At 39.6% G+C, this 21,775-nt stretch carries 20 protein-coding genes; 11 read left to right on the top strand and 9 right to left on the bottom strand.

All coding sequences use genetic code 11. From position 1 onward, the window contains the following. Positions 1-9 precede the first annotated feature (9 nt). The 5 genes from AAEU29_RS07685 to AAEU29_RS07665 all read right to left on the bottom strand — a co-directional run bounded on the left by AAEU29_RS07685 (position 10) and on the right by AAEU29_RS07665 (position 3,624). Positions 10-684 carry a site-specific integrase gene (locus tag AAEU29_RS07685; RefSeq protein ID WP_421972763.1) on the bottom strand — a complete coding sequence of 225 codons (675 nt, stop codon included), beginning with the start codon at positions 682-684 and terminating at the stop codon, positions 10-12. A gap of 114 nt (positions 685-798) precedes the next feature. Beyond that, complete coding sequence (locus AAEU29_RS07680) at positions 799-2,148, bottom strand: NAD(P)/FAD-dependent oxidoreductase (protein WP_421972762.1); 1,350 nt, start codon at positions 2,146-2,148, stop codon at positions 799-801. After that, positions 2,148-2,705 (bottom strand): GNAT family N-acetyltransferase, encoded by a 558-nt coding sequence (locus AAEU29_RS07675; RefSeq protein WP_421972761.1) that lies wholly within the window; start codon positions 2,703-2,705, stop codon positions 2,148-2,150. The genes AAEU29_RS07680 and AAEU29_RS07675 overlap by 1 nt, the downstream gene beginning before the upstream one ends. After that, positions 2,702-3,040: a DUF2750 domain-containing protein gene (locus AAEU29_RS07670; RefSeq protein WP_421972760.1), complete on the bottom strand. Its 339-nt coding sequence runs from the start codon at positions 3,038-3,040 to the stop codon at positions 2,702-2,704. Before AAEU29_RS07670 ends, AAEU29_RS07675 begins: the two co-directional genes overlap by 4 nt. A gap of 5 nt (positions 3,041-3,045) precedes the next feature. Continuing rightward, positions 3,046-3,624: a glutathione S-transferase family protein gene (locus AAEU29_RS07665; protein WP_421972759.1), complete on the bottom strand. Its 579-nt coding sequence runs from the start codon at positions 3,622-3,624 to the stop codon at positions 3,046-3,048. Between the two features lie 97 nt (positions 3,625-3,721). On the opposite strand from AAEU29_RS07665, the gene AAEU29_RS07660 reads away from it, so the two are divergent. Continuing rightward, positions 3,722-4,213, top strand: coding sequence for a GNAT family N-acetyltransferase (locus tag AAEU29_RS07660; RefSeq protein WP_421972758.1), 492 nt, complete (start codon positions 3,722-3,724; stop codon positions 4,211-4,213). 63 nt (positions 4,214-4,276) lie between these two features. Here the strand turns inward: AAEU29_RS07660 and AAEU29_RS07655 are convergent, their stop codons facing one another. Next, positions 4,277-5,128 carry a collagenase gene (locus AAEU29_RS07655; RefSeq protein ID WP_421972757.1) on the bottom strand — a complete coding sequence of 284 codons (852 nt, stop codon included), beginning with the start codon at positions 5,126-5,128 and terminating at the stop codon, positions 4,277-4,279. Positions 5,129-5,195: 67 nt separating this feature from the next. Continuing rightward, a complete protein-coding gene (locus tag AAEU29_RS07650; RefSeq protein WP_421972756.1) occupies positions 5,196-5,702 on the bottom strand; it encodes a hypothetical protein in 507 nt (168 codons plus the stop codon). A gap of 198 nt (positions 5,703-5,900) precedes the next feature. Here AAEU29_RS07650 and AAEU29_RS07645 point away from each other — a divergent pair, with 198 nt between their 5' ends. The 3 genes from AAEU29_RS07645 to AAEU29_RS07635 all read left to right on the top strand — a co-directional run bounded on the left by AAEU29_RS07645 (position 5,901) and on the right by AAEU29_RS07635 (position 11,273). Next, on the top strand, positions 5,901-7,721 hold the full coding sequence (locus tag AAEU29_RS07645) for a cation:proton antiporter (RefSeq protein ID WP_421972755.1): 1,821 nt from the start codon (positions 5,901-5,903) through the stop codon (positions 7,719-7,721). A gap of 5 nt (positions 7,722-7,726) precedes the next feature. Continuing rightward, the gene (locus AAEU29_RS07640; RefSeq protein WP_421972810.1) at positions 7,727-8,473 is read left to right on the top strand and encodes a substrate-binding periplasmic protein; all 747 of its coding nucleotides are present in this window, start codon (positions 7,727-7,729) and stop codon (positions 8,471-8,473) included. Between the two features lie 133 nt (positions 8,474-8,606). Continuing rightward, on the top strand, positions 8,607-11,273 hold the full coding sequence (locus AAEU29_RS07635) for a hypothetical protein (protein WP_421972754.1): 2,667 nt from the start codon (positions 8,607-8,609) through the stop codon (positions 11,271-11,273). An 80-nt stretch (positions 11,274-11,353) separates the two neighbouring features. On the opposite strand, the gene AAEU29_RS07630 is transcribed toward AAEU29_RS07635, so the two are convergent. Then, on the bottom strand, positions 11,354-11,863 hold the full coding sequence (locus AAEU29_RS07630; RefSeq protein WP_421972753.1) for a hypothetical protein: 510 nt from the start codon (positions 11,861-11,863) through the stop codon (positions 11,354-11,356). Positions 11,864-11,953: 90 nt separating this feature from the next. On the opposite strand from AAEU29_RS07630, the gene AAEU29_RS07625 reads away from it, so the two are divergent. From AAEU29_RS07625 to AAEU29_RS07615, 3 genes are read left to right on the top strand one after another with little or no spacing between them, the layout of a single operon-like run. After that, positions 11,954-12,157: a DUF1289 domain-containing protein gene (locus AAEU29_RS07625; RefSeq protein WP_421972752.1), complete on the top strand. Its 204-nt coding sequence runs from the start codon at positions 11,954-11,956 to the stop codon at positions 12,155-12,157. Continuing rightward, on the top strand, positions 12,129-14,081 hold the full coding sequence (locus AAEU29_RS07620) for a hybrid sensor histidine kinase/response regulator (RefSeq protein ID WP_421972751.1): 1,953 nt from the start codon (positions 12,129-12,131) through the stop codon (positions 14,079-14,081). Before AAEU29_RS07625 ends, AAEU29_RS07620 begins: the two co-directional genes overlap by 29 nt. A 50-nt stretch (positions 14,082-14,131) precedes the next feature. Continuing rightward, entirely contained in the window at positions 14,132-15,253 is a 1,122-nt protein-coding gene (locus tag AAEU29_RS07615) for a response regulator (RefSeq protein WP_274762421.1), read from the top strand. A 180-nt stretch (positions 15,254-15,433) separates the two neighbouring features. Here the strand turns inward: AAEU29_RS07615 and queG are convergent, their stop codons facing one another. Then, entirely contained in the window at positions 15,434-16,573 is a 1,140-nt protein-coding gene (gene queG, locus AAEU29_RS07610) for a tRNA epoxyqueuosine(34) reductase QueG (RefSeq protein WP_421972809.1), read from the bottom strand. A 17-nt stretch (positions 16,574-16,590) separates the two neighbouring features. Between queG and AAEU29_RS07605 the strand changes: the two genes are divergently transcribed. The 4 genes from AAEU29_RS07605 to mutL are packed head-to-tail and all read left to right on the top strand — an operon-like array spanning position 16,591 to position 21,740. Further along, a complete protein-coding gene (locus AAEU29_RS07605) occupies positions 16,591-18,069 on the top strand; it encodes an NAD(P)H-hydrate dehydratase (RefSeq protein ID WP_421972750.1) in 1,479 nt (492 codons plus the stop codon). Between the two features lie 11 nt (positions 18,070-18,080). Continuing rightward, the gene (tsaE, locus tag AAEU29_RS07600; RefSeq protein WP_421972749.1) at positions 18,081-18,557 is read left to right on the top strand and encodes a tRNA (adenosine(37)-N6)-threonylcarbamoyltransferase complex ATPase subunit type 1 TsaE; all 477 of its coding nucleotides are present in this window, start codon (positions 18,081-18,083) and stop codon (positions 18,555-18,557) included. A 7-nt stretch (positions 18,558-18,564) separates the two neighbouring features. After that, complete coding sequence (locus AAEU29_RS07595; RefSeq protein WP_421972808.1) at positions 18,565-19,896, top strand: N-acetylmuramoyl-L-alanine amidase; 1,332 nt, start codon at positions 18,565-18,567, stop codon at positions 19,894-19,896. Positions 19,897-19,922: 26 nt separating this feature from the next. Continuing rightward, positions 19,923-21,740, top strand: coding sequence for a DNA mismatch repair endonuclease MutL (mutL, locus tag AAEU29_RS07590; protein ID WP_421972748.1), 1,818 nt, complete (start codon positions 19,923-19,925; stop codon positions 21,738-21,740). The last annotated feature ends 35 nt before the right edge of the window (positions 21,741-21,775 follow it).

Here is a 21,775-nt window from a genome sequence, read left to right as displayed (position 1 = left end):
CTTAAAAATCTAATGCCTATCACAAAAGCGTTGCCAAGAAATATTACTTGGCAAGGCTCTTACACCACGAATTATCTGCCACAATAATTTGCTATTAGAAAACTCATTGCCGGTATAGTCTTTAAAACCCATTAAATAATTAAATGCGTCTTTGCTACCAGCTTGAATCGATGAGATACGTATTTGTGCTTCGAAATTGAGTCGAAAAGAACTGATCGCGGCTTTTCTGCCATCTAAGTCGATATTGGGGATATGGCATTTTTGCAAATAGCCTGCTCGCTCTCCTTCGCCGGAAAACCAAATACGCACTTTTTCACTGTAGCGTCCTGACTTAGCGGGTAAATCGAACATTAATCGCTGTTGGTTTTGGGTTTTTAAATAGTCTAGGTAATCTAAAAACCCATGTTCAATTAGCATGGGATGAACTGGCACGCGCCTAGGTTTGATTTTATTATTGGTGCGAAAGTTAAAGAAGTAATGGCCATCTTGTTTGATTACCGTGTCGACTGTGAGCTGACCAATTTCATCACTATATGCGCCAGTATAGTAGCTTAAAAGCGGTAGCCAAAAATGCCAGTGTTTGGCTTGCTCGCGAGGCATTTTTTGGTCGCCATAAATATACCCTTTGAATAAGGTATGGATTTCCATATGAGTAAATGGGCGGCGGCCAAGATGCGACTTCACAGATTATCCACTAAATTAATCAGTTAGCGACTATTCTAGCAAAAATTGGTGGAATAACTAGGGTCTGTTGTTACGTTAAATCAATTTTTAATAAGAGCGTTTAACACGCTCTTATTAAAAGAATCGATCTTTTACTTGCGCATATTGATAATAAGCAAATTGGCCTAATCGCCGAAAATTTGCAAAAGGCAAATAAGGTAAAGGTGTATTGTATAGTGGTAATTTGGGTACTTCTTTGCCTGCTACCATTTGCGCCATGCGAAAACCAGCTTGTGCACTAAACGAAACGCCAGCGCCACAATAACCTAAAATAAAGCCAAGTTTACCGTCAAAATTAATATGTGGCATATCATCAAGAGCAGCTGCGATAAAGCCATTCCAATAATAATCATGCTCGATGTTTTTGAGCGAAGGAAAGCAGTCACTAAGCCCTTTTTTAAGATTTGCCAAATAAACAGGTTTATTTTGATGTTTGGCATAGACCGCGCCCCGACCACCAAATAACAGCCGGTTGTCTGGCAGCAAGCGATAATAGTATTTAAGTGTACGTGTATCCATGCATACTTGATTCGTTTGCAAACCAGATTCAGCAAGCTGCTGTGATGTAAGCGGTTTCGATACAAAAATACTGCTTAAAATCGGTAGATAGCGATTGTTAATCGCTTGATGGCTTTGTTTATTGTTGTACGCGTTACCAGCCATAATGAGTTTATTACAGCTAACTTTAAATCCATTTACACTTAATTCAAACCCATTTGCAGTTTCAATAATGTGTTCAACCAGTGAGTTTTCGTAAAGTGTTACGCCACTTTCAAGGGCAAGGGAACGATAACCCAGTAGTAGCTTTAATGGATTTACACCAAAGCTGTCACTATAACGAAGCGCGCCAAATGCTTGCTGGTTTTTCATATAATGAGCGCTTAGCTCTTCTTGGCTGAGCCATTGGCATGGTGGTGTATTAGCGTTCTTTAAGTGAGTTTGAATATAGTCTGCTTGGGCATTAAGGCTTTGCAAAGCGTTTTGATTGTGGGCTATTTTTAAATAGCCATTTTCTTGTTTATCACAATCAATATTATGTTTTGCAATAAGCTGTTCTACACGATTTACTGCATCACTGAACTCAGCATAAATCCCTTTACTGACATCAAGCCCCCATTTATTGGTCATTTGCGGGTAACTTAAGCGGCCAGAACCTTTTAATACAAAGCCTGCATTACGAGCACTGGCGCCAAAACCTACTTGATTTGCTTCCAGTACGCACACATCGAGCTGATGCTCGGTTGCTAAGTAATAAGCCGTTAATAAACCAGAATAACCACCACCAATAATGGCGACATCATGTTGCTGTGCTTTGCTTACTTTGGGCGTCGCTTTGGGTAATGCAATGGTGCTGGCCCAATAGCTAGGTGCAAAGTCTTGCCCCTGACAATGAGGGTGATGCAAAGGATCGTAAACGTGAGTCATTAGAATTCAATTACCATTTCTGCAGCACTGCAATGGCAAGGTACGCCACAAATTGTGCACTGATAGTTTTCTTTAATACTGTACTCATACCAGCGGTTTTTATGCTCTTTTATCAATTTTCCACCGGCTTTGGTGAAGTATTTTACGGCGCCATTGCCAGGGCTTTGCTGCCATAAATGGCCAATACCCGCTTTAGCGCCTTGTTGTTTTAATGCATTAATAGACGCTGTTAATAGCTTTGGACCAATGCCTTTACCTTGTTGATTAGGGTCAACCGCAATACATTTAAAATAGGCCATATTTGCTTGCGAGCAAGGCCATAAAGACGGGCTACACCACTCATCAAGCGGCCATTGATTGGCTGCATAACTTAAGCGCAGCCCCACAACGTTATCATCTTCTAAGGCAATAAAGTTGGCATTGATACCATTTTTGGTTGCCTTTTTTTGCATATCAACAAGGCTGGGTAAATCAAGGTAATTATCGCCATGCACTTTATTGGCAAGCAATAATGCTTGTTGATAATACGCTTCGGTTAGCGGAGTAATGTTGATCATTGTGTTAAGTCGTCGAGCAAAGCGTTTGCTTCGATTTCGATAGCTATTTGTTCGTCACTTAAATCTAACCCCACTAACAATTCGTCATCGTGTAAATCGGGAAGTAAGTCAGTCAAATCATCAAGTTCAAGTTCAATCACCTCGAAGCCGCGCCATTCACCACTACATTGTTGCTTTGCAGCATCAGATGATGCCCATAGCAAGAGCACATCACGCTCTTCTTGAAACTCGGAGGGGGCGATTAATAAACCGTTTTCGCTACTAAGCACAAAACATTGTTTAGATTGTTTTACTTGGCTTACAAAGTCTTCTATGCGTTCAATGTGTTCGCTCATGCTGATTAATCCCTCGGGGCTGTTTCAGTGTTTGAAGCTCGATGTTGGTGAGCAACATGAAATGCTAACAGTGCTGGAAAAGAAGATATATCCGTTAAGTCTCTAAATATAATCCAGTCAACTAAGCAATAAAGCGAGATAGCAAGATAATTGTAATCGTTAAATTCGCCTTTTTCCGCTGCATCATTAAGTACTGATAATACCCCTTGTACGCGGTCACGTTGTAAATTGAAAAATAATTTATCGTCGTTAGTATCAAAATCAGAGCGCTTACAAATTAATAGTTCAACGAGTGAATCATTCGCTGAATTAATCAGTGTTAGGGTATTTTCCTGATCCCAACTAAGCGGTGAAAAATCTAATTTTTGACTGAGGTAGCGGTAAATAACATTTGAATCAAAAATGACTTGTTCACCATCAACCAACATTGGAATCTTACGTGTTGGATTAAGCTTAACCAGTGTTTCTCTGTCTTGCTCAGCAAAAATGTTTAAATTTAAAAAATCGAATTGAATGTTTTGCTCAATGGCAAGAGCACGCAATCGGCGTACGTAAGGTGAGGTTAGCGACCCATAAAGTTGCATAAATAGCGCTCGCTTAATATGAATTTTTGTTATTTATATCAGGTCTTGGCAAGTGATACTATGGCTGGGTAATGACAATTTTAGTTTGAACATAAAAATGAAAACGCGTTTAGCAACCCAATCAGATTTAGCCGCCATTGTTGATATATATAATCAGACGATTGAAAGCAGAATGGTAACCGCAGACACCGAGGCACAATCGGTGGAAAGTAAGCAAGTGTGGTTTGATAGCCATACAGAGAGTCGCCCGTTATATGTTGTAACAGAAAACGAGCAAGTGGTTGCATGGCTAAGCTTTAAATCATTTTATGGCCGCCCTGCATACGATGGCACAGTGGAAATTGCTATTTATGTAGATAGTGAGCAGCGTGGTAAAAATATTGGCCAACAGTTGCTTACGTTTGCACTGTCATTGTCACCTGAGCTTGAGATCAAAACGCTTCTTGCTTTTATCTTTAGTCACAATACGCCAAGCATGCGCTTGTTTTCTAAAAATGGTTTTGCTGTTTGGGGCGAGTTACCTAATGTTGCAAAGATGGATGATAACGAATACAGCTTAACTATTTTAGGTAAGCGAGTAAGTGATTAATAAACATAAAAAAGGCTGTTAATCATCGAAATAACAGCCTTTGCTAGGAATTTTTGTTATAAATTACAGTTGATTAAGCCACTGGCTAAAATCACTGTCCATCGATTTACCCCATTCTTTTACCAATGCTTGATAGCGGGTGTATTGGCCTTTGCGGGTAAGAGCAAGCATCTGTTCTACTTTATCGCGTTGTTTTTCCATCATGTAACGCGATGCTAAATAGCCCCATACATAAACGCGCTCAGAACCACCATTTTGTTCATAACTGGTATTAAACAGCTCGCTCAAGTGAATGATTTGTTTTTTAGCTGATTTAACTGCACGTTCATTGTCTTCACCTTTAGCTATATATTCAGCGATGCCTTCACTCCACCAAACTAAGTGTGGCAGTAATGGAGCAGGCTTAGGGCAGTATTCAGGGCCAGAGTGAGAGTCATGTAAGTTGGCGCAAAAGTCACCATACATATTAAAACGACCATCTAAGTAGTGCACATATTCATGGCTTAAGTTCCAAATTTGCCCTTTCTTTTGATAGGCAACAAATTCAGCTGAATTATTTGGTAAGTGCGGTAAGCCTTCTAGATACATGCCACCATTATCACTTGGCACGTCGAAATGCGCTGTAACGTATTTCACATAGGCGTCCCTATCTTGGTAGATATTTGCGCGAAGGAAGTGGTTGTTATCATTGGCAACTGGTTTGCCTTTGGTATTAAAGGTGTTATGAAAGCGAGCTTCTTGCGCGGATAACATGTTACAAGCCGCATCTTCTTGTTCTTTGCTTAGTGCTTGATGGCGTAACACTATGGTGTCGCTACACTGCTTAACATTGCTTAAAACGCTTTCAATGTTAGCGGTATTTGCGTTTGCAAAAGCGGCAAAAAATAGACTAGAGAAGAGGGGTAATTTTTTCATTGGTATATTGTATTCAATTCTAATTGGTTTGATTACAGCAAAAATTGAATTGGGGGTCAACAAGCCCTTAAGGATAAAGTTGTATTAAACCTGAGTGGCCTTTCATATCACCAATAATCCATACTTGCTCAAATGGGTGAGGGCTTGGCATCACAAAATGATGCTGCAATGCCTGAATATCTTGCGAATGCCAAAAAGGGTTTGCATTACGAATCACTAACCAAACACGCTTGGAATCATAATGTTTGCAAGCTTTACTCGCTAAAATACGTTGTAATGCTTTGGTTAATCGTGTTTCGATGGGTTCAAGTAGTAACGCACAAAGGTGTTCTTTAGTTTCAGTGCTGAGTTCACGCTTTAAAATTGCCATGGCTTCTTTTTCGCTGCCATACAAGTGAGCGATTTCAATATCCAGCTTTTCTTCTGCCTGATAACAGCTTACATCTGGTTTACTTGGCTGATTATGCCAAATATGACGCATTGGTAAATTAAACTGCTTTTCATAAAGGCGTAAAAAGAGTTTGGCTGCTTGGTGTTCGAGTTCAACTTTCTCTTTTTCACTGGCGTTTAACATGGTGCTGAAACAAATAAAGAGTGGCCTAGATGTATAGTTACTTTAGCGTTATGGCGCTTTGTAATGCAATAAATTTAAAGCAAAAAAAGCAGTTTCAAAGGTTGGTTTGAAATAAATTTTTATTGTTAAAAAACTATAGAAATAATTTTCGAAGATATACTATGGTTATATTCAGTCTTTTAATGTTGTGAATTCTTAATGTCAGCGGTCTATATTTCACTGGTTGCCTTGTTTTCTGTTGCGGCTCAGTGGTTAGCATGGATTTTTAAAGTACCTGCTATTCTTTTTCTTCTATTAACAGGCCTTTTGCTTGGTCCTGGTTTTAATGTTATTGACCCAGATGCGATATTTGGTGATTTACTGTTTCCTGTCATTTCATTAGCCGTTGCCGTTATCCTCTTTGAAGGAGCGCTAACTCTGCATATTCGAGAGCTTAAAGGTCTTGAAAAAGTGGTACGAAATTTATGCTCAATCGGTATGTTAGCTTCTTTTGTAGTGATTGGCTGCGCAGCCTATTTTGTACTTGGCTTAGATTGGCGCGTTGCCGCGGTATTAGGTGCCGTACTGGTGGTTACAGGGCCCACTGTAATTGCACCCTTGTTAAATGCGATGCGCCCTCATAAAGATGTCGATAAAGTGTTGCGATGGGAAGGGATTGTAATTGACCCTATCGGTGCTTTATTCGCAGTACTTGTGTTTGAAGCCGTAATGCTTACTGGGCAAGAAAGTATTTTTAATCATACCCTTGGCGCTTTATTTATGACGCTTATGGTTGGTTTGTCGCTTGGTTTATTTGCCGGCTGGTTTACTAGCTTGTTAATTCGTCGCCAATGGCTACCGTTTGAGCTGCATAAGTTTGGTATTTTAGCTCTTGTTTTAGCTACTTTTAGCGTTTCTAACTATTTAAGTCACGAATCCGGGCTGTTGGCGGTTACTGTGTTTGGTATTTGGTTAGCTAACCAAGATGATTTAGAAATTGATGCTGTTTTAGAATTCAAAGAAGAATTATCTATGATTCTAATTTCGAGCTTATTTATTTTGCTCGCAGCGCGATTGCACATCGAAGATATTAAACAGTTGGGACCGAGTGTGCTTATCTTTATGGCGTTTGTTTTATTTGTTGCGCGCCCGTTATCCATTTTAGTATCTACATTTGGCTCAGATTTAAACTATCGAGCCCGTGCACTTTTAAGTTGGATTGCACCGCGCGGTATTGTGGCTGCTGCGGTTGGGTCAGTGTTTGCGCTAAGCATGGTTAAAGCTGGCGTGCCGACTTCCGAGAAGTTAGTGCCACTAATCTTTACTGTGATTATTGTCACTGTAGTATTGCAAAGTTTAACTGCTGTACCGCTAACTAAATTATTAAAGCTTCGTCAGCCTGAGCCATCTACAGTACTTATCATTGGTGCTAACCATGTGGCACGAGAAGTCGCGAAAGGTTTAAATGATATTGGCGTGAGTGTTTACTTATCTGATCCCGCTTGGGAGAACTGTAAAATGGCACGCATGGATGGATTGCCTTGTTATTACGGCAACCCACAATCAGAACATGCAGAGCGCTATTTGCCGCTTACGGATATTAGTAAAGTATTGGGCTTGTCACCAAATCGCCATTACAACGCGCTGGGTATTCAGCACTTTGCACATTTAATTGGTGAAGAAAAAGTGTTTTCACTTAAGTCTTCAGATGTGCATGCAAAAGCAAATAAAGACAGTGCCACCTTTTTATCTAGGCAGAATTTGTTTGCCAACGATGCTACTTTTGCGCGCTTATCAGGCATGATTGCCAAAGGCGGGAAGGTGAGCGCAACTCGAATCGCTGATGCGTTTACTTGGGAAGACTATTTAGAGGTAAATAAAGAAGCGATCCCTTTATTTATTTGGCGTCAGCAAGAATATATTGTGCCTGTTGAAATCGATGGTGGGCAAATTCCTACTGAAGGTGATTCGGTTATTGCATTACAACCAGCTAAAATGTCTGTGTTAAAAGAGCCACAAGTGAGTCAGGCTAGCTCTTAAAAAGCATAAGGAGAAGCTTTATTTTTCGTGTAATTGTTATTGCGATTATTGTTCTGTTTAGTGTTGATGGAACAGCTTCAAACAAAACAGAGCTTTCGGTTGTCACTGAAGAGTGGCGACCGTTTAACTATACTGACGAAAACGGCAATCTTGTGGGTCGCTCAACTGTAAAAGTAAAAGCAATTTTAGATGGTTTAGGCTATCAGTATCAAATTCATAGTTATCCTTGGGTAAGAGCTATGGATATGGCTAAAACGGATAAAAATACGCTCATTTATTCAATATTTAGAACGGCAGAGCGAGAGTCATTATACCAATGGGTGTGTCCTTTAATGGCACCTGTAAAGGTGTATTTGTTTCATTTGAAAAACCGAAAAGATATCAAGTTATCTTCATTAGAAGATGCTAAAAATTACATTACCTCGGTTGGTCGAAAAGCTAGAAGTCATGAATTCCTACTTGAGCAAGGCTTTGTTGAAGGTGTTAATTTAGATGTCACATCCGATCCCAGTGCAGAGTTACGAAAGTTTTTAGCAGGTCGAGTTGATTTTTTAGTGCAGTCAGAGTGGGAAATGTTTGAATCGTTAAAAGCCGGTAACCGAAGCATTGATGATGTTACTCGCAGTATTGAGGTGACAAATATTAACGAGCGCCAAGCATGTATGGCATTTAGCAAAAATACGGATAAACGCATTGTTTCTGAAGTGCAAATGGCATTAGACAAATACAACAAGAAACATGGCTTGCAATAGCCCTCACAATTACACCGTTAAAAATTTGAGCTTATTAAGCAAATTTTTAAGCATCGAGTTATTGGCAATAATGCGTTAAATGCGTAAGCTTATAACAAGTCGTTAATTTGGTTAAACTTTGGTTATATCTTCAATGGGAAAGGTTAGAGTTTTATTACTTTTTTTAGTGTTATTTTTTGCATTTTTTTCTTCTGAGAGTAATGCGAATTCTGCGGCCTGTATTTTGCTTAAACAGCAAATGAGTTCCTATGAAAACAGTAAAACACATCCTAATTATCGTCGTGCGCAAAGAGATTATGAGCGTCTTTGCAACAAACCAGAAGCTGTTGAAGTAAAACCAGCACAAACGGTATCGCAAAGTGAGCCGACCTTAACTGAAGAAGAAAAACGCCTAGCGCAAGAGCAATTTGAAGCGCTAGAAGAAAAGCAAAACTCTGAGCAACAACTAGCTGAAGAAGCTAAGACAAACATTCAGCAAACAATTGAGTCCAATAACCAACCAACTGAAGAAGTATCAACACCTGCGGTTAAGCCTAAAACTCAACCAAAACCAGCGCCAGTACAATGGCAAAATGAAGTGCCCGTAGAGCAAGATAGCTTACTTGAAGCGATGATGTTGCCAATCATAATGCTGGTAGGTGTGCTTATCGCCATTTTCATTTATGTGAAATTTGTTCGTTCACGTATGGATGAAATTAAAGAAAAAGCGCAGGAAATGTCGAAAGAGCTTGTAGCTGCTGGTGTTAAAGCTGCTGAGAAGAAAAAGGCAAAACCTGCAAAAGGCTCTCTTGATCCTGATTTATATTTCCGCAGACAGCGCATTGAAGTCACTTTACCAAGTGGCCAAGAAGTGTTGCTTGATAGTATTGTTGCCTCTCAATACGGTGTATTTGTTGTACTTGGTCAGAAACAGCGTGGTGCAATTATTGGCAGCGCGACATTGCCTGAATGGAAAGAACAGGTTGGTGATGAATTAGTGGCTTTTGATAGCCCGCTTAATGTTGTCAATCAGTGCTGTCATGCAGTTGAACAAATAATTGAACTTAATACAGAATTGGAACCTATCGTTGCATTTAACGATATGGCTGTTTTTAAATCGCAATTTCCAATAGCGGTAATGCATAAGAAAAAAGTGAATGCGTATATTTTAGGTTTCAAAGAATTAAAGTATAGCGACGAACAAGTTGATGAATGGCTTGAAAAAATAGACGCTCATGTAGCGGCAAGAGCTGAGCAAAAGCGTTTAGCGGAAGAGCAGCAAAGACAACAAAACTTAAATCGTCATAATGGTGAGTTAGCTCCGGAACCATTGCAAAATACTCCATCGCCAGCGGAGTTAGCAGAACAAGAAATTGTAGAGAAGGAGCAAGAAACACAGTATCCTGAACCGGGGTCCTACGAAAATTCTGTTGCAGAAATAGCTGCCGATGACCAAGACCTTCATCGTGTAGAAGAGCCCGAAAAGCCTGCAGTTGATCATATTGCTGAACTTGATGCAATTTTAAATAAAGCCAAAGAATTTACAGAGAAGCTTGATAGTATTAGCTCAACACCTAGCGCATCTGAAAATGATACTGCTCAGAAGGAAATTGCTGAATCAACAGAGTCTCTTGATCTTACAACAAGAACAACTGACTTTAACGATTTAAATGAAGCAAAGGATAGCACTTCGCCTCAAGCTGATGAAATAACAACAAACTTGCCAGAAGAGTCTTTAAGCCCTTCGTTTTTGGACGAACCAACTTCGAAAGATGAATCTGAAAATACGCTTGATTCTTTTACAAACCTTTCATCAACGGAACAAGAATCAACACTGGAAGTTTCAGATATTGAGAAGGATCTTTCATTTGAAAAAGCAAATGTTGAGTCAACGACAGACATTGTACCTAGCTCAGATCTAAACCAAGGTAATGTTGAAGATGCAAACGCATTAGATACATACACGCCTAAATCAGAAGACCCGCTTGATGTTATGCAAGTCAACGATGAACCTGAGACTACGGGTTCATCTGCGCCAGAGTTTGAAAATAGAGATTCATTAGAAGAAAATCATCAATTGGATGATGAAATTCTTTCTGACAATGAGCTCTCTCATTTTGCTCAAGATGATGATACACCTGAAAACATGGTGCCTCATTCAGAATTTAAACGCCGCGCTGCGAAACGCGCTGTTGATGAAGGAATGTTTGACTACCTTAATCACTATGATGGTAAGGCTACGCCAGCAGTTGACGAAGATGATTCAGAACGTAGCTTAGAGGAAGAGTTAGCTCAAAGCTTAGCGGCGGGTAAAGGCTTCTTATCAGGGCTAGATGATGCGGGTAAGTTAGATGCGCCTGAAATGAGTGAACAGCCTTCTGACACAATTGAACAAATAAATATAGGCGCTGAACTTGAGCCTCCTGCTGAAAACGAAATAGATTTAACATCATTTAATCAAGATGAAGACCTCAGTAGTTTTGATACTTTACCAAGCGAATCAGAGGGTGTTGATAATGACACAGATAGTTCAAATCTTGGTGGTTGGCGTGCAATTAAAGCGCAAATGAATGAGGTTGAAGAAACCCCAACGTTTGAAAATGGACAAACTGAAGATGCGCCTAAATCAAGTTGGCGTGCATTAAAAGAGCAAGTGGCTTCTGAAGAACCAGAATTGCCAGAAGATGAGAGTGATAAAAAAGAGGAAACAACGAAGTCATCGCTGTTTTCTAATTTAGAGCTTGATCCTGACTGGGCTCCTAAACCACCACCTGAAAAAGTCTTCAAAGTAAAACCAGAAGACGACCCAGATAATAACTAGCGAATATTAATTTGCTGAGTTAATTTCTGCAGCAGTGTTTAAGTAACATGTATCGATGGCCAAATTTCTTTGGCCATTTTTTATTTTTCACACTGTTCAACAAGTGAGCGTAAGTGCTGTCCAAGGTCTTTTGTTTTAGTTTGACCGTTAGCAATTAGTTCAGCTGCTTGTTGCTGTATTTCATTTACATCGTATTGCTCTAGCATGTGTTTTACATAAGTAAGAGCATCGGTTCCTTGTCGAATTAAATCGGGTAGGCTTTCAAGCGAGAGCTCTTGTTCCGAAAGGTTTGATAAAGTCGCAAGTAACTCAGATAAATCGATAGAATCTTGTAATGCGCCTTCAACTTCTATAAGAGCACCCATTGGATCTGCGTCTAATTTAGATGCAACACAAGCGGCAACCGTTCCTGCCTCAGCACCTTGTTTTACAGCTGATAGACCTTCAGTACGAATATCTTCAATAACTTGTTGTAGTTCTTGGTGTTCTGAAAAGTATTGGCGTTCAAGCGCCTTTTTCGGATCTTCTGCAAGATCGCATGCAGTTAATGTTGAACCGAAAATAGCGATTAGCAATAAGTTTTTTTTCATAGTCTCTTCCTAATGAGCAGAAATTAAAACGAGTATATCCTAATGATCTAAACTGTAAGTACCCATTGTGATGAAAATAATCTAAACATTATGGCTGAAACAAAGATTAAAAATCCTTGTGTTGAAAACTGTTGTTTAAATGATAAAGATATATGTTTGGGCTGTTTTCGCACTTTAGATGAGATTTTATCTTGGTCGACTATGAGTTTATTGCAAAAGCAAACTACGCTTAGTTTATGTGAACAACGAAGACAACAAGCCCCTTATGCAAAAAAGGATTTTAATTCTAGATAATTCAAGCGTTTTAGCAATGCGCTTAAAAGTATTGCTAGAGTTGTTAACGTGCCAAGTCGACCTTCATCACTACTCTGATTTTGAACCGAGTGAAGAACCCACATTTTATGAGGCCGTTATTTTTGCTTCCGGAGTGCCTGAAAAGTTGGTGTTACAAACCCAACAGCTCTATGGCGATGTAAACACTTTTTTATTAGCACCTAATGCCGAAGGCAGTAAATTGCGAGACAGCTTTACAAAACTCGCAAATGCAATGCCATCAGCTTTGGTTATTCACCCTTTTTACAATAACAAAGAGGTAATAGGCTTACTCGAAGAAGGGCTTGCCATTGGTGCGGCTAATCTCGATATTAAGCTGCCCAAAATCCTCCTTGTCGATGATAATCAAACGCGGTTAAGTGGCTTAGAGTCAAGTTTAAAAGGTGCGCATATTGATGTAATTACTGCCGATACTGATTATGCTGCAATTGGTCGAGCTGCACTTCATCAAATAGACATACTAGTTAGTGATTTTAATATGGGGGATATCACAGGGATTGATATTTTCCGACAAATCAAATCGGTTAATCCAAATTGCCGATGCATTTTAATTACTTCAAAACCTCACCAAAGTGCGTTAATAGAAGCCGTTCGCCTAGGGGTAGATGATGTACTTGAAAAGCCGCTGAATGAAAGCGTGTTGCTGCAGGCAATTTATAAGCTTTGGCATAGTGAACAATTAGAGCGCAGTAATTTAGAGCTGGTAGATCGCCTACAAGATACGGTAGATGCGTTAATTGAAAAAGATAGCTTACTGCGTGTTATTTATAAAAATACGCCAGATGCCATTGCCATTTTTAATAATAATGGCGCCATATTAGAAGCAAATGATGCCTTTTTAAGCCTTTTCTCACGAAATGAAGACGAACTTAAGAACCTCTCATTTTATGATCTAATCGATAGTAATATTTCAAAAGAAATCAAAAATAATATCGCTAGTTTTCAACCTCAGTTTAACTTTGAGTTTGTCGTTAATACTATGAAAGACGATATTATTCCTTTTTCAGGGTCATTTAGTGAAATTGATGTACATGGGGAATCTGCAACAGCGGTTATTCTAAAAAATATTGCTCATTTAAAGCGCAAACAGCAGCTATTGGAAGAAGCAAAACAAGTACTCGAAGAGAAAGTAAATATCCGCACGCAAGAGCTTGAAATGGCAAAAGACCAAGCTGAGTTTGCAAATAAAAGTAAATCTGAATTTTTAGCGAATATGTCGCACGAACTGCGTACACCAATGCATTCCATTTTAAGTTTTTCGCAGTTTGGCTTGGATAAGCTTCATAGCGTTCCAATTCCAAAAGATAAGTTAGAAAAATACCTCTCACGAATTGAAAGTTCTGGTCAGCGATTGCTGTCGCTATTAAATAACCTGCTAGATTTATCTAAATTGGATGCTGGTAAGTTTCCGTTCAATCCTAGCGAACATAATCTAAATCAGCTTGTACGTACTAGTATTGATGATATGTCAGGGGCGCTTTTGGCTAAATCCATTAAAGTACATTTTGTCCCAGAGCTCGACCCATTTTTTGTTTTTTGTGATTGTGACCAAATTGCACAAGTCATCAGAAATTTATTGGGAAATGCGATTAAATTTAGCGATGAGCAAAGTGAGATAGAAGTCGTTATAGAGCATTTAAATGAAAATGTTCAGTTAGCCGTTATTGATGCTGGGTTGGGAATTCCTGATGGCGAACTTGACAAAATATTTAATAAATTTGAACAGAGCAGTAAAACCAATCGTGGAGCAGGAGGAACAGGCTTGGGATTGGCGATATGTAAGGAATTTATAGAGTTGCACAAAGGAAAAATTTGGGCACAAAACAATATCGACAAAGGGGCAACTGTATTTGTAAGCTTGCCTGTTTGCAATTCCTTTGACTAAGCTGAAAGAGGTACAGTAAAAACAATGAATTGTGTTACAAGGAGTCAACCATGAGTTCAAATACAGTGCTTGCTGTTGATGACGAGCCGTTTAACTTAGAAATCATCGAAGAAATATTAGAAGACAGTTATGATTTGCATTGTGTTGCCAGTGGCCCAGAGTGTTTAGAGGTTGTTACTAAAATTAATCCGAGTGTGATTCTGTTAGATGTAAGCATGCCGGATATGGACGGTTACGAAGTGTGTCGCCGCTTAAAGGAAAACCCTGAAACATCTAATATCACCGTTATGTTTGTCTCCGCACGCGGCTCGGTAGAAGAGCGTATTGCTGGCTACAATGTTGGTGCTGAAGATTATATTGTGAAGCCTTTTGGGCAAGAAGAACTGCAAGGCAAACTCGATACACTTTTTAAAGTGGTTGAAAACAAACGCATGCTTGAGCAGCAACTGCAAGATGCGACCGACACTGCATTTAATGCGATGGCAAATAGCAGTGAAATGGGCAGCATAGTTCAGTATGTTGAACAGATTGGTAAAATTGATGACAAAGAAGAGTTAGCTCAGGCGCTTATCAACTGTATGCGAAGCTTTGGTTTGAAAACCAGTATTGAGTTCCGTACTAAGAATCATCGTTCGCAATACAGTTCAGAAGGACTTTGTTCACCAATGGTGGTTGAGTTATTTGAGCTGTTGCAAAATAAAGGGCGTTTATATGAATTTATGCCCCGTATTTTAGTTAATTATCCACGAGTAAGTTTATTAATAATGAACTTACCGAGCGACGATCCTGAACGGCTTGGGCGAATCCGTGACAATATTTGTTTTGTGGTGGGGGTAACAGAGCATCAGTTGGATGCGATATTAACGCGTAAGCAATTGGCAAACCAAAAACTAAAATTGCGTGAAGCATTTACGATGATCCGCAATAAATTTGAAGATTTGGTTGGAGTATTAAATCTTAGCCATGAAATGAATGAAGCTATTTTTAGGGAGTTACAAGAAGAATTCGAGGACCGCATACCGCATATGGGGCTCGATGAAGATCAAGAACTCTATATTTACAAAAAAGTAGATGAAACCATTCAAAAATCAGTTGCGCGTGAAGACTTACTGCAAGATGTAATGCGAGCCTTTACTGAAATTGAAACTGATTTAAGTGTAATGCTGAAATAATACTAATCCTCAATAATACAAAATCATTTTGAGGGTTTAAAGCTGCCGCTAACAGAGTTAAAAATTTTTCATTTAGAACAACTAAATAGCAAAATTTTAGCCTTGTTGTCGACTAGCTTTCCTTGCCTCAAAAGAGATTTCTTAATTAAGAGGGTTGGTATAAGCTAGATTGCCAAAAGATTAAGCGTCTCTTGGCAATCCTTTTTCTACAATGCGGATCAAGCGCTGGGTTTTATTATCTTTTAATGAAATTTTTTGTTGCTGTTTTTTGAGAGCCCATTCGATATGTTCTAACACCAGCTCGGAGGCATCTTGTTTTGCATTTTCAAGTGCAGTGATAACAGCTTCACTATAAGGAGCATTGCCAAGCGCAACTGCAATATTTCGCTGCCATCTTTCGATACCAATTCTTCGAATCGCACTACCTTCGGTATTTTTTAAGAAAGTCGCTTCATCCCATGCAAATAATGTCAGTAAATCCTGGCTTTTTAGCTGTTTACGAATGTGAAAATCATCTTCTTTGGTTATTTGCCCATAGCGATTCCAAGGGCAAACTAACTGACAATCATCGCATCCGTAAATACGGTTACCTAAAAGAGAGCGAAATTCTTCTGGAATAGCACCTTGTTTTTCAATGGTTAAATATGAAATACAGCGTCTGGCATCTACTACATAGGGCTCGACAATCGCACCTGTAGGACACGATGTGATACACGCAACACAATTGCCGCATTTATCTTCAATAATTTCTTCATTGATGGGTAAAGGTAGGTCAATAAAGAGTTCGCCAAGAAAAAACCACGAACCAGCTTCTTGATTTAAAATAAGTGTGTGTTTACCAGTCCAACCTAGGCCTGCTTTTTCGGCTAGTTGCCTTTCTAAAACCGGAGCTGAGTCGACAAAAGGGCGAAATCCAAGAGATACTTGGTGTGCTTCAAGCTCTTTTTCCAATAGTTTACCAAGTTGCTTTAAACGATTGCGCATCAATTTATGATAATCACGTCCAAGTGCATAACGGCTAATATAGGCCGTTTCTTTATTTTTTAAATCTTTGGCAAAGCTTGCATCGGGTGGCAAATAATTCATTCTTACTGAAATAACTCGCTGCGTTCCCGGTACTAATTCAGCAGGACGAGCTCGCTTCATACCGTGTGCAGCCATATATTCCATTTCACCATGGTAGCCAGCATCTAGCCAGCGTTGTAATTGCGCTTCATGTTGTGAGAGATCAATATCCGTAATATTGACTTGATCAAAACCAAGCTCTTTTGCCCAAAGCTTGATTTTTTCTACCAAATTCGGATAGTTAAGAGTAGACATACCAGTAGGTGAAATAAATGACGTCAGAATTAACCACCAATTTACCACAGTTTGCATTTACCGCCCAACAAGTAAAAGAACATGAGGCGTTGGTTGCTGCCAAAAAGAACATCCCTATGTACTCTTTAATGCAAGCTGCTGCGCAATCGGTATTCGATTTAATGCTTTTGAAATATGCAAATGCAGAAAAAATACAAATTATTGCTGGTGGCGGAAATAATGGTGGCGATGGTTATTGGGTGGCTAATTATGCATTACAGCATGACTTTGATGTCACTGTTTACAGTGTTAAATCGCCAACTCAACTTACTGGAGATGCAAAATTTGCCTATGACGATTATGAAAAACTCGGTGGTAAGGTGGTAAATGAACTCGACCCAGATTGCGACGTGTATATTGATGCGTTACTGGGAATAGGGTTCTATGGCGCGTTAACAGAACAATATGTAGAGGTTATTACTCAGGTCAATGCACTTAACAAACCTATTATTGCAGTTGATCTACCGTCAGGATTAAATGCCACTTCAGGGGAAGTTGCATTAGCCTGTATCAAAGCAAATTATACGGTGAGTTTTATTGCGTTAAAACAGGGCTTGTTAACGGGTAATGCAACTGAATATGTAGGAGAGCTGTTTTTTGCAGGTCTAGATCTGGCACAATCATTTATAGAGAGTGTTTCACCATCAGTAACTTTGGTCGATTATGAATTATTAAAGTCTCAACTTCCGCCTCGTCATAACAACGCCTACAAACAACAATTAGGCCATGTTTTGCTGATTGGTGGAGACGAAACAATGCCTGGGGCTATTCGTATTGCAGCAGAGGCTTGTTTGCGCGCAGGTGCAGGGCTTGTTTCAGTTGCCACGCATCCTGAAAATCGTGCCATCATAATGCAAGGGCGTTATGAATTAATGGTTCATGGTATTTCTGACCCCGAGCAACTTACAGCTTTAATTGAAAAAGCAGGTATTTGTGTTCTTGGTCCTGGGCTTGGCCAGTCATGTTGGGCTGAAAATATTTGGCACAAGGTTATTAATAATGCAAAGCGCCTCGTGGTTGATGCAGATGGCCTTAACTTTCTTGCGAAGCACGCTCAAACATTATCAAATGCAGTTTTAACACCTCATACCGGTGAAGCGGGGCGTTTGTTACAAATACCCAATGCTGAAATTGAACTTAATCGCTTTGATTCAGTCTCTAAATTAGCGAATAAATTCAATGCAACAGTGGTACTAAAAGGGGCTGGTAGCTTGATTTGTCAGCACGAAGTGATTGCGATAAATACCTCAGGCTCAGCAAGCATGGCAAGTGCTGGGATGGGAGATTGTTTATCTGGTATCATTGCAGCCTTAATTGCGCAGGGTATGACGGACTTTGAAGCCGTTCAATTGGCTGTTAATATTCACGGCAGAGCAGCAGAAATTGCTGAACAAGAAGGAAAGCGGGGCTTGTTAGTTACTGATTTATTTCCTTTTATAAGAAAACACGTTGATTAGTGGAGAAGTAAATGAATCAACAAGATCATGTTTTTGATTGCTTTTTGGCTGATGAGAATGCCACTGTGGCCATGGGGACTAAATTATCTCAAGTAATAGATAAAGGTGCAGTGATCTTTTTACATGGTAATTTAGGTGCAGGAAAAACGACGCTAACACGTGGCGTGGTACAAGGTTTTGGTCATACAGGCAATGTTAAAAGTCCAACTTATACGCTTGTGGAACCTTACGAATTAGCCGAACAAAATATATATCATTTTGACTTATACCGCCTTGCAGACCCTGAAGAATTAGAGTTTATGGGTATTCGAGATTATTTTGAAAATAATTCAGTGTGCCTTATAGAATGGCCTGAAAAAGGCGCTGGAATGCTTGCACAAGCAGATCTAGAGATTACAATGGAATATGTAGAGAGTGCGCGTAAAATCACCATTTCGGCCAATACCGATAATGGCATTACAATAATAAATAAGCTTAAGAATGACTAACAGTTGGATTAGTAAACAAATTTACTTCAGTTTTATAGCTGTTTTTTTGTCGCTTGTAAGTACTTGCTTACAAGCTGCGAATAAAATTGATAGTGTGCGTGTTTGGCCTTCGCCAGAAAGCACGCGTGTTGTTCTGGATATGAAAGAAAAGCCAGAATACAGCTATTTCTTTTTAAAAAATCCCCTACGTTTGGTGGTTGATATTAAATCAACACCTGGGCGCAATGCGACCTTTCCAAAAATAGAAAAAAAACATCAATTAGTTAAGAAAATTCGCTACAGCACGCCCAAAAATAAATCAGATACCCGTTTAGTATTTGAGCTATTAGCACCTGTAAAACCAGTGATTTTTTCATTGGCGCCAACAGGTCCATACAGTGACCGTTTAGTATTTGACCTTTACAGTAAAGAAAAACCAAAAGCTGAGACTGTCGTTAAAAGTCGTGATATCAGTAGTGACCGCGATATTGTTGTTGCTGTTGTGGCTGGGCATGGTGGTGAAGACCCCGGTTCTATTGGACCTTCAGGCACCTATGAAAAAACCATAACGTTACAAATTGCAAAACGTTTAGCGGCCAAAATTAACGCTGAAAAAGGCATGAAAGCGGTAATGCCGCGCACCGGTGATTACTATGTAAAATTAAATACTCGTACTGATCGCGCGCGTGACAAAAAAGCAGATTTTTTAATTTCTATTCATGCTGATGCGTTTACTTCGCCGCAACCGCGTGGCGGATCAGTTTGGGTATTATCACTTAGACGTGCAAACTCTGAAATTGGTAAATGGATTGAGAATCGAGAGCAACACTCAGAATTACTTGGTGGTGCAGCGGATGTCTTAAAAGATACGCAGCAAGAAAGGTATTTAGCACAAGCGTTACTTGATATGTCGATGGATCATTCAATGAAAACGGGCTTTGAAGTTGCTGAAGATGTGATTGCTGAGATGAAAAAAGTGACGAAAATGCACAAAGCTACGCCTCAAGCCGCGAGCTTAGCCGTGTTAAAATCACCAGATATTCCATCGATTTTAGTCGAAACCGGTTTTATTTCTAATCCGACGGAAGAACGCTTACTTAAAACCCGCGAGCATCAAGAAAAGCTGGCCAACGCAATTTTCAAATCTGTAAAAGGGTATTTTAAAAATAACCCACCTGAAGATTCGTATTTTGCCAAAGTGAAAAAAGACCAACCACGTTTTCATAAAGTGCGCTCTGGTGAGTCTCTAAGTTTACTGGCGAGTCGTTATGGCGTTTCAGTCAATTCACTGAAAAAGGCGAATAAGTTGTCTTCAAACACGCTTTTTATAGGCCAAAATTTGGCTATTCCAAGAAGCTAAACTCGCTCAAAAGCAGAATTATTACTATGTCTATACAAATATTGCCTGCGCGCCTAGCTAACCAAATTGCGGCAGGGGAAGTGGTTGAAAGACCAGCATCGGTTGTTAAAGAGCTGGTCGAAAACAGTCTTGATGCAGGTGCAACTCGTATTCAAATAGATATAGAGCGCGGTGGTCACAAGCTCATTCGTATCCGTGATAATGGTGCTGGTATTGAAAAAGATCAGCTAACATTAGCCTTGTCGCGGCATGCAACCAGTAAAATAAAGTCGTTAGATGATTTAGAGCAGATTATTTCGCTTGGCTTTCGTGGTGAAGCACTTGCTTCAATTAGCTCAGTATCAAGACTTACACTAACCTCTAAAACCGAGAGCCAAGATGAGGCTTGGCAAGCGTATGCAGAAGGGCGAGATATGGCGGTGCAAATAACGCCTGCATCGCATCCGAATGGCACAACAATAGAAGTTGTTGACCTGTTTTTTAATACACCTGCAAGGCGCAAATTTTTACGTACGGAAAAAACCGAATTTCACCATATTGATGAATTATTAAAACGAATTGCACTATCGCGTTTTGATGTTGCAATTACACTAAAGCACAACGGGAAAGTCGTTAGGCAATACCGCTCCCAAATGCAACAAGAAAGCTATGTAAAGCGTGTGGCTCAAGTTGCTGGCAGGGTATTTGAGCAACAGGCTGTGTACGTTAATTCGGGTGATGAAAGACTTAGTCTTCATGGTTGGGTTTTACCTATGGGCAGTAAAACTGAGCCACAATACACCTATGTGAATGGGCGTATGATGCGCGACAAGCTCATTTTTCATGCAATTCGTCAAACCTTTGAGGAATATGCCCCTGGTTATGAAATCCCAGGGTTTGTTCTTTATTTAGACATAGAGCCAAGACAAGTCGATGTAAATGTGCATCCTGCAAAGCATGAAGTACGTTTTCATCAAGGACGCTTAGTGCATGATTTTATTGTTCAGGCTGTAAGACAAGCGATTAGCTTTGAGCAACCTTTGATAACCTCTGACGTTCCAGCACAAGATTTAGCTTTGCAAAATGAATATCCCTTATCATTAGGTGAAAGTGCGCTCTCTCAAACGAATGAGATTGATGTACGTGAAGCACGCCCATCTTATTCAGGTGGGCAAACGTCATCTTCTTACCCGAAATCACCATTAAGTCATCAGACGTATGTACCAACAGCAACCCGACAGCATTCTGTTAATGCATTTTATCAAGGTGTTGCAGAACAAAGTTTGCCTCACGCAACAAAAACTGTTGAATTTAATGATGTAGATGAGAGCAATACGAATGTGGTTTGTAGTGAATTATTGCCTTTACGTCAGGGAAAAGCACTCCGTTCAATATCTGGTGAGCCACAATTAATAGATTTAGCACCAGCGTTACCAGTGCTTTGGCAACAGCAAGTAGAGCAGTTTGGTCAATTAGAAAGCAAAAGTTTATTGCTTCCAATGCGCATTAATTTGTCTAGTGATTTACTTGAAAAGGTAGAACAGCATTTATCATGGTTGGGTATTTTAGGGTTTGATATTGCTGTTAACTCACAGTTTTTATTAGTGAAAAAGTTACCCGAAGTGCTCTATTCAGTGGATGTTAATCTAATCTTAGATAATCTAGTGGAAAATGTTTCTGAGACGCAAACGGCAACCGAGCTTCAATTTTGGCTTACTTGGTTACAGCAAATTGTTGAAGCGAAAGCGCTAAATTACTCAATAACTAAACAATTAGTCGAGTTAGTAGTAAAAAAGCCTGAATTAATTGCCAGTTTTAAATCGAAAACTGTTAAAATTGACTTAGATAACAGTCTTTTTGACTAACTTTGAAAGTGCATTTAGTACTTAAGCGAACAGAG

It is taken from the genome of Pseudoalteromonas aquimarina (assembly GCF_049257255.1).
Lineage (GTDB): Bacteria > Pseudomonadota > Gammaproteobacteria > Enterobacterales > Alteromonadaceae > Pseudoalteromonas.
This window is presented reverse-complemented; position numbering and strand designations above follow the sequence as displayed.

What these genes read in the sequence shown, in the direction of transcription:
- AAEU29_RS07655 (WP_421972757.1), bottom strand. Translation starts at nt 5,128, where the DNA reads ATGAAAAAATTACCCCTCTTCTCTAGTCTATTTTTTGCCGCTTTTGCA.
- AAEU29_RS07605 (WP_421972750.1), top strand. Translation starts at nt 16,591, where the DNA reads ATGACGTCAGAATTAACCACCAATTTACCACAGTTTGCATTTACCGCC.
- tsaE (WP_421972749.1), top strand. Translation starts at nt 18,081, where the DNA reads ATGAATCAACAAGATCATGTTTTTGATTGCTTTTTGGCTGATGAGAAT.
- AAEU29_RS07665 (WP_421972759.1), bottom strand. Translation starts at nt 3,624, where the DNA reads ATGCAACTTTATGGGTCGCTAACCTCACCTTACGTACGCCGATTGCGT.
- AAEU29_RS07620 (WP_421972751.1), top strand. Translation starts at nt 12,129, where the DNA reads ATGCAAAAAAGGATTTTAATTCTAGATAATTCAAGCGTTTTAGCAATG.
- AAEU29_RS07675 (WP_421972761.1), bottom strand. Translation starts at nt 2,705, where the DNA reads ATGATCAACATTACTCCGCTAACCGAAGCGTATTATCAACAAGCATTA.
- AAEU29_RS07615 (WP_274762421.1), top strand. Translation starts at nt 14,132, where the DNA reads ATGAGTTCAAATACAGTGCTTGCTGTTGATGACGAGCCGTTTAACTTA.
- AAEU29_RS07670 (WP_421972760.1), bottom strand. Translation starts at nt 3,040, where the DNA reads ATGAGCGAACACATTGAACGCATAGAAGACTTTGTAAGCCAAGTAAAA.
- AAEU29_RS07635 (WP_421972754.1), top strand. Translation starts at nt 8,607, where the DNA reads ATGGGAAAGGTTAGAGTTTTATTACTTTTTTTAGTGTTATTTTTTGCA.
- AAEU29_RS07645 (WP_421972755.1), top strand. Translation starts at nt 5,901, where the DNA reads ATGTCAGCGGTCTATATTTCACTGGTTGCCTTGTTTTCTGTTGCGGCT.
- AAEU29_RS07630 (WP_421972753.1), bottom strand. Translation starts at nt 11,863, where the DNA reads ATGAAAAAAAACTTATTGCTAATCGCTATTTTCGGTTCAACATTAACT.
- AAEU29_RS07660 (WP_421972758.1), top strand. Translation starts at nt 3,722, where the DNA reads ATGAAAACGCGTTTAGCAACCCAATCAGATTTAGCCGCCATTGTTGAT.
- AAEU29_RS07650 (WP_421972756.1), bottom strand. Translation starts at nt 5,702, where the DNA reads ATGTTAAACGCCAGTGAAAAAGAGAAAGTTGAACTCGAACACCAAGCA.
- mutL (WP_421972748.1), top strand. Translation starts at nt 19,923, where the DNA reads ATGTCTATACAAATATTGCCTGCGCGCCTAGCTAACCAAATTGCGGCA.
- AAEU29_RS07625 (WP_421972752.1), top strand. Translation starts at nt 11,954, where the DNA reads ATGGCTGAAACAAAGATTAAAAATCCTTGTGTTGAAAACTGTTGTTTA.
- queG (WP_421972809.1), bottom strand. Translation starts at nt 16,573, where the DNA reads ATGTCTACTCTTAACTATCCGAATTTGGTAGAAAAAATCAAGCTTTGG.
- AAEU29_RS07680 (WP_421972762.1), bottom strand. Translation starts at nt 2,148, where the DNA reads ATGACTCACGTTTACGATCCTTTGCATCACCCTCATTGTCAGGGGCAA.